Below are 12,754 nucleotides of genomic sequence, written 5' to 3'. Positions count from 1 at the left end.
TGGCTGCGACCAGTACGGCCGCAACAGCCCCTGAGGGGTTGGCCACCGGGGCCCTACGACGACCCGGTCCCGTGTGCTACTTCCAGTAGCCGTACTGGTCGCCGAGGTCCGAGTTGACCTCGCCGGAGTAGACCTTCTTGCTGTAGCCGTTGCAGATCCAGCTCTGGCTGACGGTCCAGTCCTGGTCGTCGCGGTTGACGATCGAGCGGACGGTCCCCGAGGGCACGCTGTCGCAGGAGTGGATCTGCGGGTTCTGGTATGCCTCCATCTGCCCGCCGAAGTCGGCCTCCGGCCAGAAACACACCCACCCCGGGTAACAGTCGTCGGGGCCGCTCACGGCGGCCGTGCCGGAGGCCGGGGACGCCGCGGTCAGGGCCAGTGCCGCTGCCAGCCCGGCCCCCGCCGCCGCGATCCTCCGTGCCGTGAAAGAGATGCGCATGGAACATCCTCTCGCCAGCCGACTACGCATCATGCATAGCCGGTCACTCCACGCATCCCCCGGTGATCCCGCTTCACACGTGCGGAACAAGCCTCGCTCCAGCACCACGGAGCACGGCGAGATCTTCGCGACCGCCCGGCCACAGCCTTCCGCGACACGCTTGGAGGCCTGTCGTCGAACTGCCGTCCGTCCCGGCGTGAAACCCGGCTCCCAGGACCACAACCGGGGGCCGGGGGGCCGGGTTGAACCCCGGGCGGACCCCCCCGGGACCCGGGGGCGGCTCGCAGGCCCCGGCGCACGTCTTGCGGGTCACCACGTCGGTGGCCGCCGCGCTGGTGTCCAGCCACGCGACGCGCTGGCCGTCGCCGAGCGACGGGGCCAGCTGGGCACCGGAGGAGCAGGAGACGCGGGTGAAGGCGTTGACCCCCGCGACCACGTCGGCGGTCCTGGCGGCCGACGCCTTCATCGGGCCGCTCCAGGAGCCGAGGCGCGCCCCAGAAGTCGTCACTCACGTACGCGAAGGAGTCGTCGATGACCGAGAACTGTGCGATGAACGTACCCGTCGGGTAGCGCAGCGCCGCCGCCTTCGTCAGGTCGTCGAGCGACGCGGAGACGAAGGACGTGGCCGGGATGAGGAAGCCCCCGACTCCCGCCAGAACACCTGGTCGGAGGTGAGCTGGACGTCCGAGACGTAGTTGAAGGAAAGCCGGTGATCCGCTTGGACCGGGTGGTGCCCTTCGCGATGTCGTAGACGTAGGTGCCGTCGGCGCGGCCCGCCCAGGTGATCGTGCCGTGTTTCATCGTGAGACGGCTGGCCCACCTGGGAAAGGAGGCGTCACGACGCCGGATCAAGGACCCCGGCCAACCAGCCGGCTACGGCGTCGGCACCCCTTCCGCCACGGCCCGCAGGAGCAGGGCCTGTCCTGGTCTGTCCTGATCCGTGGTCCGGCACCGAACGTTCCCGTCGGCAACGCCTCAGCCAGCAGTAACCCGCCCCTACGACGAGAACACCCGCACCTCAGGCTTCCACAAGGCGCTTCGGGACTCCGGGCGCAGTGGCCCCGTACCTCCCCCGCCTCCCAACGGCGGAGGTACGGAGGGAGCACCGCGAGGTGGTCCCGGCCCGCCGGGACGACCCGGCCCTGGTCGGGCACGGAGGCCACCACGTCCGGCGCGGGACCCGCGCCGCGCCGCGGCGGGCGGTCCCGCTCACGACATGTTCCCGCCGCGGCACGGCTCATGCGGTCCGCTGCCGGCCGAACGCCCGGTTCCGGCCGGTGGCGGACCGCCGTCTCAGGCCGGCAGCTTCATCAGCGCCAGCGGGGTGGAGGTCGGCTGCTCCGAGCCGCCCGCCGGCTCGACCGTGACGCCCATGCCGGTCGCACCGTCCACCGGCCCGTCGAGCAGGGTCGCGTACGTCGTCGAGGAGGGGCCGGTGGCCTGCATCAGCCCCGCCGAGCGCATCGTGCCACTGTCCTCGAACCACAGCTGGTAGACCTTGCCGCCGGGAGCCTTCGCCAGCCCCGAGGCCAGGAACACGGCCCGGTCCTGGCTCCTGGAGACCACCACGGTGCCCTTGGCGCCGTCGCTCAGCGTGGCCGACTCGGTCCGGGCGTCGGGCGCCGAGATGACCTCGGCCACCCGCGCGCTCCGCTGCTCGCTGGCGCGGGCGTCGGACCGGGCGTCCTGCGCCTCCTGGTTCTGCCAGACGGCGACGCCGCCGAAGCCGGCCGCCGCCGCCAGGCACGCGGCCAGCGCGAACCGCGACCACCGCCCGGCCCCGCCGCTGCGCCCCGCCGTACCGCCGGAGCGGGCCCGACGGCCGCTGGACGGCGGTTCCTGGCGTACCGTCGTGATCTCCCGCAGCACCCGCTCGCGCAGATCCCGCGAGGGCGTGGCCGACACGGCGAGGCCGAGCCGGGTGGCCGTCTCCGACAGCTCCCGCACCTCCACGGAGCAGGCCTCGCAGTCGCCCAGGTGGCGTTCGAACTCCCTGCGTTCGGTCTCCGGCAGTGCGTGCAGGGCATAGGCCCCGGTCAGTGTGTGAAGTCCGGCGTTGCTCATGCGCTCACCCCGAGGCAGTCGCGCAGCCGGATCAGCCCGTCGCGCAGTCGAGTCTTGATCGTTCCGAGCGGTACCGCCAGCAGCTCTCCTACCTCGCGATAGGTCAGTCCGCGGTAGTACGCCAGCGTGACGGATTCCCGTTGCAGCTCCGAGAGGGTCCGCATGCAGCGGCGGACCTGCTCCCGCTCCAGCCGGCTCTCGACCTGTTCGGTGACGTCGTCGAAGGCGGGGGTGCGGTCGAGCAGCGCCGCCTTGTGCTCACGGGCCGTTGTCGCCTCCACCGAGCGCACCCGGTCCACAGCGCGGTGATGGGCCAGCGTCAGCACCCAGTTCATGGCGCTGCCCCGGGCCGCCTGGAAGCGGGGCGCGGTGCGCCACACCTCCACCAGCACCTCCTGCGCGACCTCCTCCGACTGGGCGGGGTCGCGCAGGACGCTTCGCACCAGTCCGAGCACCGGGCCGCAGACGGCTTCGTACACCTGGGCGAAAGCGTCCTGATCACCTCTGGCGACCATCCCCAGGAGCTCCTGGAGGTCGGGTCCGGCCGAGGCCAGTCCGCTGATGTGCACGGCTTCTTTCACGCGGGCTTCCTCCCGGGACGGTCATCGGTCTCCACACATGATTCGGAGCCGGTGGCGGTGCGGATTGGTCGGCGGGACGGGAAAGTGTGCGAACCGTTCCACTCTTTCCGCGCCCTGACGGCGATCATGCGGCAGCCGGTCTTCCTGGTGATCTCGCTGATCCAGCCGGTGATCCGGCTGTTCCTGTTCGGCAACCTCTTCAAGAAGGTCGTCGAGCCGGGCGGTTGCGGCACCACGTCGTATCTGGACTGCCTGATCCCCGGCATCGTCGTGATGAGCGCCCTGGGGCCGAGCATGTGGGCCGGCATGGGCACCCTGGAGGAGATCGGGCGCGGCACGCTCAACCGCTTCCTGACGACACCGGTCAGCCGCAACGCCCTGATGAACGCCGACGTCGTGCGGAACGGCATCGGTACGGCCGCGCAGTCCGTGGTCATCGTGCTGCTCGGCCGGGCGGCGGGCGCCGACTGCCCGGGCGGGGTGGGCGGACTGCTGGTCCTCGCCTCGATCCTGCTCGGCACGGTCTTCGGCGCGCTCTCCAACGCCCTGGGCATGCTGGTGCGCCAGCGGGAGTCGGTCATCGGCATCAACACGTTCCTGCTGCTGCCGCTGACCCTCCTGCCCTCGTCCTTCAGGGCCCGAGCCGGATGCCGTCGTGGATGCGCCACATCGCCGACTTCGACCCGGTCGACCGGGCGATGGTGGCGGGCCGCTCGGCGCTGAGCGCGGAGCCGGACCGGTGGCTGGTGCTCCGCCGAGGGGGAGCGCTGCTGGTGCTGGCAGCGGTCGCCGTGCGGCTGTCGACCCGGACCTTCCGCGCGTACCGGAAATCGGTCTGAGCCGACGGCCGCGCCACCGGACAGCCCCGCCATGACCGGCCCGGCTGTCCGCTGAGCGGGAAGCGCATCTGGCTGTGCCCCGGTCCGCGGACCGGGGCACAGCCAGATGCGGCTCCGCGCGGACGCGGACTACGCGGCGCTCTCCTCGCGTTCCACCTGCGCGTTCCACTCGCGCTTGACCGAGCGCCAGGCGTCGTCGTTCTGGCCCAGCCGCCAGTAGCCGGAGATCGACAGCTGGGGCAGCGGGATGCCCCGGTCCAGCCGCAGGTGGCGGCGGATGTCCTTGACGAAGCCGGCCTCGCCGTGAACGAACGCCTGCACCTCGCCCGCCGGGAACTCCAGGGCCTTCACGGCGGCGGTGAGCGCCTCACCGACCGGGCGGTCGCCCCGGTGCAGCCAGGTCACCTCCGCGCCGTCCGGTGTGGCGATCTTCTGCTCCTCCGCGGCGTCCGCGACCTCGATGAAGGCGCGCACCACCGCGTTCGCGGGCATCTGCTCCAGCGCCGCGGCGATCGCCGGCAGCGCGCTCTCGTCACCGGCCAGGAGATGCCAGCCGGCCGAGGCGTCCGGTCCGTAACCGCCGCCGGGCCCCAGGAACGTCACCTGGTCACCGGCCTCGGCGCGGGCCGCCCACGGGCCCGCCAGGCCCTCGTCGCCGTGCACCACGAAGTCGATGGCCAGCTCCCGGGCGGCCGGGTCCCAGGAGCGCACCGTGTACGTGCGGGTGGTGGGCCACAGCTCGCGCGGGAACTCCTCGCGGATGCGGGCCATGTCGAAGGGGTGCGCGTAATCGGCGCCCTCGGGGGCGAAGCAGAGCTTGACGTAGTGATCGCTGTAACCGGAGAGCGCGAAGTCCGCGAGCCCGTCACCTCCGAGCACCACCCGGATCATGTGCGGGGTGATCTGCTCGGTACGCAGGACCTGCGCACCCTGTGCCGTGGGGGCCTGCCGCGCCGGTCGTTCTGCCACGAGGTTCTCTCCCTGCCTGGGGCCGGTCTCGTACCAGCCGCCCTTAGGGTTACCTAACCTAACACCTCGTGCGCGCAGTGTCCCCGGTCCTGAAGGCGTCCTCAGTTCCGCAGTGTGAAGAGCAGTCGTTGCAGGGCGCCGCCCAGCCCCCACTGGCCCGCGAGCGCTTCGAGGGCCGCCGGGTCGAGCGGCTCCGCGGGCAGCGCGGGGTCGAACTCCGGAAGCGGCACATCGCCGGCGACCCTGACCACCGTCGGCGCGACGGCCAGGTAGTCGCGGGCTTCGTCGAGCCGTTTGCGCTGCGAGGGCGTCAGCTTCGCGGCCGGGTCGTCGACCGCCGCCATGATTCCGGCGAGGTCGCCGAAGGCGTCCAGCAGCTTGGCCGCCGTCTTCTCGCCGATGCCGGGCACGCCGGGCAGCCCGTCGCTCGGGTCGCCCCGCAGCAGCGCCAGGTCCACGTAGCCGGAGCCGTCCACCCCGTACCTCTCGCGCAGCCAGGCCTCGTCCGTCACCTGGAGCGATCCGACGCCCTTCAGCGGGTAGAGCACCCGCACCCCGCGGGCGTCGTCCACCAGCTGGTAGAGGTCCCGGTCGCCCGTGACGATGTCGACCGGGCCGGCCGCCAGGCCGGTGAGCGTGCCGATCACGTCGTCCGCCTCGTACCCCGCGGCGCCGACCCGGGCGATCCCCAGGGCGTCGAGCACGTCCTCGATGACCGGCACCTGCGGGGCCAGGGTGTCGGGCGTCTCCTCCTCGTCGGGCAGCCCCTTCCCGGTCTCCACCGCGACGCGGTGCGCCTTGTACGAGGGGATCAGGTCGACCCGCCACTGCGGCCGCCAGTCCGCGTCCCAGCAGGCGACCAGGTCGTCCGGCCGGTGGTCCTGCACGAGCCGGCCGATGAAATCGAGCAGTCCGCGCACGGCGTTGACCGGGGTGCCGTCCGGAGCGCGCACCGAGTCGGGGACTCCGAAGTAGGCGCGGTAGTAGAGGGAAGCGGTGTCGAGGAGCATCAGGCGTCGCGTCACCCTCCTGATGATGCCGCACCCCACCGACAGTGGCCGCCGAGGGCGCGGTTCCCGGTTCCTGGCCACTTCTGTGTGAGCTGGGTCACTCTCGTGTTTGGGTTGTGTAAGTGAGGGCAGGCGCGGCATTGGAGCGGACTACGTCGCATTTTCAACTAGTGCACGTGCCATGCGGACCGAATCCGCGCGCTCCACGGTCTGCCGGAGGGGGTGGCAGACCGTTTCCGGTTCAACGCGTGAGGTGTATGTGTCAAGGCTGCAAGCCGAACACTTGTACAAGGTCTTCGGCAGACGACCCGATCAAGCCGTGCGGAAACTCGAAGACGGCTCCAGCCGCGACGAGTTGCGCGCCGAGGGAACGACCGCAGCGGTGATCGACGCATCGTTCACCGTGGAACCGGGACAGATCTTCGTTGTGATGGGTCTGTCCGGGTCCGGCAAGTCCACTTTGCTGCGGATGCTCAACGGGCTGCTGGAGCCCACCGCGGGGAAGGTGTTGTTCGACGACCAGGACCTGACCGCCCTGACCCCCGCCGAACTCCGCCATGTCCGGTCCACCAAGATCAGCATGGTGTTCCAGCACTTCGCCCTCTTCCCCCACCGCAGCGTGCTGGAGAACGCCGGCTACGGCCTGGAGGTACAGGGCGTCCCGCGTGACGAGCGCAACCGGCGCGCCACGGAGGCCCTGGAGATGACCGGCCTGGCGGGCTGGGAGAACTCCTGGCCCGACGAGCTGTCCGGCGGTATGCAGCAGCGTGTCGGCCTGGCCCGCGCGCTGGCCACCGACGCCGACCTGCTCCTCATGGACGAGTCCTTCAGCGCACTCGACCCGCTGATCCGCCGCGATATGCAGGACCAGCTCCTGGAACTGCAGAAGCGGCTGAAGAAGACCATCGTCTTCATCACCCACGACCTCAACGAGGCCATGCGCCTCGGTGACCGTATCGCCGTGATGCGCGACGGGGAGATAGTCCAGCTCGGCAGCGCCGAGGACATCCTCGTCACCCCGGCCAACGACTACGTCGCCTCCTTCACCCAGGACGTGGACCGCTCCCGGGTGCTGACCGCCGGCGCGATCATGGCGGAGCCCGACACCGTCATCGGCACCAGGACCGACGCGGGCAAGGAGCTGCGCACCCCGGAGGACGTCCTGCGGGAGGCCCCGGCCACCGTCACGGAGGACACCCCGATCATCGAGCTGTTCACGCCCTGTTCGCAGAGCGCCGTCGCGGTCGCCGTGACCGACGACAAGGGCGAGCTCGTCGGCGTCGTGCCCCGTGCCCGGCTGCTCGCCGTGCTCGGTGAGCCGATGCCCCCCGCCGAGGCTCCCCAGGACGCCGCGGCCTCGCTGAAGAAGGTGGCCAGTGTTTAGGCTCCACCTCGGCGACTGGGTCGACTCCGCCGTCGACTGGCTCCAGACCCATCTGGCCTGGCTCTTCGACGCCATCAGCTCCATAGTCAGCGGCATGTTCGACGGCATAGCCGCCGTGCTCTCCGCCCCCGCACCCCTGCTCTTCGCGGGCATCGTCGCCGTCATCGCCTGGTGGCTGCGCGGTCTGCTCGCCGGTGTGCTCGCGTTCGTCGGCTTCGCCCTCATCGACTCGGTCGAGTTGTGGGACGAAGCGATGGACACGCTCACCCTGGTACTCGTCGCGACCATCGTGACGCTGGTGCTGGCCGTGCCGCTCGGTATCTGGGCGTCCCGCTCCAAGACCGTCAGCGCCGTGACCCGGCCGGTCCTCGACTTCATGCAGACCATGCCCGCCATGGTCTACCTGATCCCCGGCGTCATCTTCTTCGGCGTCGGCGTGGTCCCCGGCATCATCGCCACCATCATCTTCGCGCTGCCCCCGGGCGTCCGGATGACCGAGCTCGGCATCCGCCAGGTCGACGCCGAACTCGTCGAGGCGGCAGAGGCCTTCGGCACCACCTCGCGCAACACCCTGCTGCGGGTGCAGCTGCCGCTCGCGCTGCCCACGATCATGGCGGGCATCAACCAGGTCATCATGCTGGGCCTGTCCATGGTGGTCATCGCCGGCATGGTCGGCGGCGGCGGCCTCGGTGGCTCCGTCTACCGCGCCATCGGCAACGTCGACGTCGGCCTCGGCTTCGAGGCCGGTATCTCCATCGTCATCCTGGCGATGTACCTGGACCGGATGACCAGCGCCCTGGGCCGCGAGGTCTCCCCGCTGGCCCGCCGCGCGCTCGCCAAGGCGCAGGCCGTGGCCGGCGGACTGAAGGTGTGGAACTACCGCCCGCAGCCCGTCGTCGCCGTGGCCGGCATCGTTGTCCTGGCGCTCGTCGCCGGAAGCATGAGCCTGTTCGGCGGCTCCTCGGACTCGGACAACACCGCGAAGACCGACCCGAAGAACATCGGCGCCGGCAAGACGGTCAGCATGGGCTACATCCCGTGGGACGAGGGCATCGCCTCCACCTTCCTCTGGAAGGAACTGCTGGAGCAGCGCGGCTTCAAGGTCGACGCCAAGCAGTACGAGGCCGGCGCGCTGTACACCGGTATGGCCAACGGTCAGATCGACTTCGAGACCGACTCCTGGCTGCCGGTCACCCACGCCGCGTACTGGAAGAAGTACAAGGACCGCCTGGAGGACATGGGCTCCTGGTTCGGACCCACCACCCTGGAGCTGGCCGTCCCTTCGTACGTCAAGGACGTCAAGACCCTGGACGACCTCAAGGGCAAGGGCTCGAAGTTCAAGGGCCGCGTCGTGGGCATCGAGCCGAGCGCCGGTGAGACGGGCCTGCTCAAGGACAAGATCCTGCCGGGCTACGGCCTGGACAAGGAGTACAAGGTCGTCGACGGCTCCACGCCGTCGATGCTGGCCGAGCTGAAGCGCGCGTACGCCAAGAAGGAGCCCATCGTGGTTCCGCTCTGGTCGCCGCACTGGGCGTACAACCAGTACGACCTGACCAAGCTCAAGGACACCAAGAACCTCTGGGGCAAGGGCGACGGCATCCACACGCTGAGCCGCAAGGGCTTCTCCGACGAGAACCCCGAGGTCGGCAAGTGGCTGAAGAACTTCAAGATGACCGAGGACCAGCTCACCAGTCTTGAGGCGCAGATCCAGAAGAGCGGGTCCGGCAAGGAGCAGGAGGCCGTCCGCACCTGGCTCAAGGCCAACCCGGGCTTCGTCGACAAGGCGGCTCCGGTCGCCGGTGCCAAGACCTCCAAGGGTGCCAACGGCAAGGACGAGCGCGAGCGCGCCGTCGAGATGGCCTGGTTCCCGTGGGAGGAGGACATCGCCGCCACGTACCTGTGGAAGGCCGTCCTGGAGGACCGCGGTTACAAGATCAACCTCAAGCAGTTCGAGGTCGGCCCGATGTACACCGCGATGTCCCGCGGTCAGCTGGACGTGCAGTTCGACGGCTGGCTTCCGTACACCCAGAAGAACTACTGGGACAAGTACGGCTCCAAGCTGACGGACGTCGGCTCGTGGTACGGCCCCACCTCGATCGAGGTCGCGGTGCCCAGCTACGTCAAGGACGTCAAGACCCTGGCCGACCTCAAGGGCAAGAGCTCGGAGTTCAAGGGCCGGATCGTCGGCATCGAGCCGGGCACGGCCACGATGGAGAACCTCAAGAAGAACGTGCTGCCGAAGTACGGCCTGGACAAGGAGTACAAGGTCGTCGACTCCTCGACGCCCGGCATGCTCGCCGAGCTGAAGCGCGCGTACGCCAAGAAGGAGCCCATCGCCGTACTCCTGTGGACCCCGCACTGGGCCTACAACGAGTACGAGATGACCAAGCTCCAGGACCCGAAGAAGGCCTTCGGTGAGGGCGACCGGCTGCACACCATCGCCTCGAAGGACTTCCCGAAGAACTACCCGCAGCTCACCAAGTGGTTCAAGAACTTCAAGCTGAGCGAGGACCAGCTCGGCGGCCTGGAGAACGAGATCCAGAAGCGCGGTACGGGGCACGAGGAAGAAGCCGTGAAGGCCTGGATGGGTGAGAATCCGGGCATCGCGGACAAGATGGCTCCGCAGCAGTAACCCCGTCGTACCCCGCCAGGGGCCCGGCACAGGAAGGGGTGGTCCCCGCCGAGGGCGGTGACCACCCCTTTCGGGCTGTCCGGACGTCTCATTACCGGCCGTCCTCGCGTAACGGTGTGCGTAAGGTGCTGGCAACCGGAAGGATGGGGGGTCGGGAGGGAGCCGGACATGGACGACAAGGAAACACTCCGGGTGGGCGCGGCGGTCCGACGGCAGCGCAGGTCCCTGGGGCTCACGCTGGCCGCGGTCGCGACGCGCAGTGGCCTGTCCGTACCGTTCCTCAGCCAGATCGAGAACGAACGGGCCAGACCCAGCGCCCGGTCCCTGGACCGGGTCGCGGACGCGCTGGAGACCACCACCGAGCGGCTGCGGGCCGCCGCCGACTCGGCGCGCGCCGTCGACGTCGTGCGCGGTACGCCACAGGACGGGGACGGGGTACGCCGGGTGGTACGAGGACGCCACCAGCTCAGCGCCCTCGAATTCACCGGTGAGCTGGACCTCGGGCGCGAGTTCCAGCACCGCAACGACGAGGTGCTGTACGTGGCGGAGGGCGCCGCGGAGGTGGAGGCGGAGGGCCAGGCGTACCGGCTGGAGCGCGGGGACACGCTGTTCCTCTCCGGCGGGGTGCGCCACCGCTGGCGGGCCACGGTCCCCGGCACCCGGCTGCTGTTCGTCGCGGTGGCCGAGCACATCGACGCGACGTTCGACCCGCGCCGCTGAGAGCCCGTCCGCCCCGGTCCCGACCTGTCCGCGCCGCTGAGGCGCGGGGCTCACGGGCCGCAGTCAGGAGGTAACCGCCGTGCGGGTCGTCTCGCTCGTCCCCTCGCTCACCGAGGCCGTCGCCGGGAGCGGCCCCGGGCTGCTCGTCGGCGCCACCGACTGGTGCACCCGTCCGGCCGGACTGGCCGCCGCGCGCATCGGGGGCACCAAGAACCCCGACGTGCCCGCGATCCTCGCCCTGCGCCCCGATCTCGTCGTGGCCAACGAGGAGGAGAACCGGGAACCCGACCTGGCCGCGCTGCGGGACGCCGGGACCGAGGTGCTGGTCACCACCGTCCGCACGCTGGACGACGCGTTCGCGGAGCTGGACCGGCTGCTGACCGGGGCCTGCGGACTGCCGAGGCCCCGCTGGCTGGACGAGGCCGAGGCCGCCTGGGCGGCACCGGAACCGTCGTCCGTCCCGCGCCGAGCGGTCGTCCCCGTGTGGCGGAAGCCCTGGATGGTCCTGGGCCGCGACACCTTCGCCGGGGACCTGCTGGCCCGGCTCGGCGTGCGCAACGTCTACGCGGACCACGCCGAGCGCTACCCCCGCGTCCCGCTCGGCGAGCTGAACGCGGCCGGCGCGGACCTGGTGGTGCTGCCCGACGAGCCGTACCGGTTCACCGCCGCCGACGGGCCGGAGGCCTTCCCCGCGCTGCCCGCCGCACTCGTCGACGGGCGGTACCTCACCTGGTACGGACCGTCACTGGTACGGGCGCCCGCGGCGCTGCGGGCGGCGCTGGGCTGAACGGCCGGTGCGGCAGCGGCGCCGGCCCCGCTGTCACGGCCCCGCCGCGGTGGCCGCACCTGTGCCCGAGGCCGCGAACACCGTTGGCCCGCGCCGGGCGGCCGGGAACAACACGCGGACGACCGTCACCGCACCGTCCGCCTCCGGCGTCCGCCACGCGACTGGGCCGACCTGCCGACGGCCGTGCGCCGCGCCGTCGAGGACATCCTGGGCTCACCCGTCATCGAAGCCCGCAGCCAGAGCGGCGGCCTCTCGCCCGGCGTCGCCGCCCGGGTCCGGCCCGCGAACGGCGGCCGGGCGTTCGTCAAGGCGGTGAGTGCCGAGGTGAACGCCGATGCCCCGGACCTGCACCGCACCGAGGCCCGCCACACCGCCGCCCTGCCGCCGGACGCCCCGGTACCCCGGCTGCTCGGCTCGTACGACGACGGCACCCGTGTCGCGCTCGTCCTGGAGGACATCGAGGGCCGTCAGCCCGCCGTCCCCTGGGACCCGGCCGAACTGGACCGGGACCTGGCCGCCGTCACCGCGCTCACCCGCTCCCTCACCCCGGCGCCGATCGACGCCCTCCGTCACCCGGCGCGAGGAATCGACGTTCACCGGCCGGCGGACCCTGCACGCGGCAGAGGGCGACGCCCGCCTCGGCCCCCTGGGCCGCGTCCCGTCCCGGCGCACTGGCGGAACTGGAGTCCGGCTGGGCGGCGGCGGGCGAGGGCGACAGCCTCGCCCACGCCGACCTGCGCGTGGACGACATCCTGCTCACCGAGGACCGGGTCGTCTTCGTCGACTGGCCGCACGCGGTGCGCGCCGCGCCCTGGTCCGACCTGCTGGCGATGCTGCCGTGTGTCACGGCGCAGGGCGGCCCCGACCCGGAGGCGGTCTTCACGGCCCACCCCGCTCGGCCGGGGCGCCGGGCCCGCGGCCGCCACCGCCGGGCTCGCCGCCCTGGCCGGCCACTTCGTCGCGCACTCACTGCACCCCGAACCGCCGGGCCTGCCCACGCTGCGAGCGTTCCAGCCGGCCCAGGGCGAGGCCGCCTTGGGCCGGCCGCGGAACAGGCCCGGCAGCCGGCTCGGCCAGGGTGTGTCGTCACACTGCCGTCTGCCGCGCGACGCCACGCACGCACTCCTGCCGCACCGGCCCCAGACCCCGGTACGTTCAGAACAAGGGACTGGGGCACACGCCTGACGCCGCGCGGGCCGCCCTTCGGGCGACGACGGCAGTCTGACGACACACCCTAGGTCGTGTCTGACAAATAATCACGGTTTGCGGAGCCAAAGGATGAGCGAGGCGAGTAGGAGACCGGCGAGGTAGCGGGTAGCCAACTTGTCG

At 71.1% G+C, this 12,754-nt stretch carries 11 protein-coding genes and 1 pseudogene; 6 read left to right on the top strand and 6 right to left on the bottom strand.

Annotated features, from left to right (window positions below; genetic code table 11):
* Positions 1-76 precede the first annotated feature (76 nt).
* Positions 77-439, bottom strand: a complete 363-nt coding sequence (locus tag ACIP89_RS36640) for a peptidase inhibitor family I36 protein (protein WP_401929908.1) — start codon at positions 437-439, stop codon at positions 77-79.
* Between the two features lie 302 nt (positions 440-741).
* On the opposite strand from ACIP89_RS36640, the gene ACIP89_RS36635 reads away from it, so the two are divergent.
* Positions 742-1,134: a hypothetical protein gene (locus tag ACIP89_RS36635; protein ID WP_402118784.1), complete on the top strand. Its 393-nt coding sequence runs from the start codon at positions 742-744 to the stop codon at positions 1,132-1,134.
* Between the two features lie 598 nt (positions 1,135-1,732).
* On the opposite strand, the gene ACIP89_RS36630 is transcribed toward ACIP89_RS36635, so the two are convergent.
* Positions 1,733-2,503: an anti-sigma factor domain-containing protein gene (locus tag ACIP89_RS36630; protein ID WP_402118782.1), complete on the bottom strand. Its 771-nt coding sequence runs from the start codon at positions 2,501-2,503 to the stop codon at positions 1,733-1,735.
* Positions 2,500-3,084 carry a sigma-70 family RNA polymerase sigma factor gene (locus ACIP89_RS36625; RefSeq protein WP_073737408.1) on the bottom strand — a complete coding sequence of 195 codons (585 nt, stop codon included), beginning with the start codon at positions 3,082-3,084 and terminating at the stop codon, positions 2,500-2,502. The genes ACIP89_RS36630 and ACIP89_RS36625 overlap by 4 nt, the downstream gene beginning before the upstream one ends.
* 126 nt (positions 3,085-3,210) lie before the next feature.
* Between ACIP89_RS36625 and ACIP89_RS36620 the strand changes: the two are divergent.
* Positions 3,211-3,923, top strand: a pseudogene (locus tag ACIP89_RS36620) (ABC transporter permease).
* A gap of 129 nt (positions 3,924-4,052) precedes the next feature.
* Here ACIP89_RS36620 and ACIP89_RS36615 read toward each other — a convergent pair.
* Both ACIP89_RS36615 and ACIP89_RS36610 read right to left on the bottom strand, forming a co-directional pair.
* On the bottom strand, positions 4,053-4,892 hold the full coding sequence (locus ACIP89_RS36615; RefSeq protein ID WP_401929922.1) for a siderophore-interacting protein: 840 nt from the start codon (positions 4,890-4,892) through the stop codon (positions 4,053-4,055).
* A gap of 101 nt (positions 4,893-4,993) precedes the next feature.
* The gene (locus ACIP89_RS36610; protein ID WP_402118810.1) at positions 4,994-5,902 is read right to left on the bottom strand and encodes a 5'-3' exonuclease H3TH domain-containing protein; all 909 of its coding nucleotides are present in this window, start codon (positions 5,900-5,902) and stop codon (positions 4,994-4,996) included.
* Positions 5,903-6,221: 319 nt separating this feature from the next.
* Between ACIP89_RS36610 and ACIP89_RS36605 the strand changes: the two genes are divergently transcribed.
* From ACIP89_RS36605 to ACIP89_RS36590, 4 genes are all read left to right on the top strand, one after another.
* Positions 6,222-7,286, top strand: coding sequence for a glycine betaine/L-proline ABC transporter ATP-binding protein (locus tag ACIP89_RS36605; protein ID WP_401929924.1), 1,065 nt, complete (start codon positions 6,222-6,224; stop codon positions 7,284-7,286).
* Complete coding sequence (locus ACIP89_RS36600) at positions 7,279-9,918, top strand: ABC transporter permease/substrate binding protein (protein ID WP_401929926.1); 2,640 nt, start codon at positions 7,279-7,281, stop codon at positions 9,916-9,918. The genes ACIP89_RS36605 and ACIP89_RS36600 overlap by 8 nt, the downstream gene beginning before the upstream one ends.
* 168 nt (positions 9,919-10,086) lie before the next feature.
* Positions 10,087-10,638 carry a helix-turn-helix domain-containing protein gene (locus tag ACIP89_RS36595; RefSeq protein WP_401929928.1) on the top strand — a complete coding sequence of 184 codons (552 nt, stop codon included), beginning with the start codon at positions 10,087-10,089 and terminating at the stop codon, positions 10,636-10,638.
* 79 nt (positions 10,639-10,717) lie between these two features.
* A complete protein-coding gene (locus tag ACIP89_RS36590) occupies positions 10,718-11,425 on the top strand; it encodes a helical backbone metal receptor (protein WP_402118779.1) in 708 nt (235 codons plus the stop codon).
* A gap of 213 nt (positions 11,426-11,638) precedes the next feature.
* On the opposite strand, the gene ACIP89_RS36585 is transcribed toward ACIP89_RS36590, so the two are convergent.
* Positions 11,639-12,022, bottom strand: coding sequence for a hypothetical protein (locus ACIP89_RS36585; protein WP_401930266.1), 384 nt, complete (start codon positions 12,020-12,022; stop codon positions 11,639-11,641).
* Positions 12,023-12,754: the final 732 nt, after the last annotated feature.

The sequence above is a fragment of the Streptomyces sp. NPDC088730 genome, assembly GCF_044751215.1.
Classification (GTDB): domain Bacteria; phylum Actinomycetota; class Actinomycetes; order Streptomycetales; family Streptomycetaceae; genus Streptomyces.
This window is presented reverse-complemented; position numbering and strand designations above follow the sequence as displayed.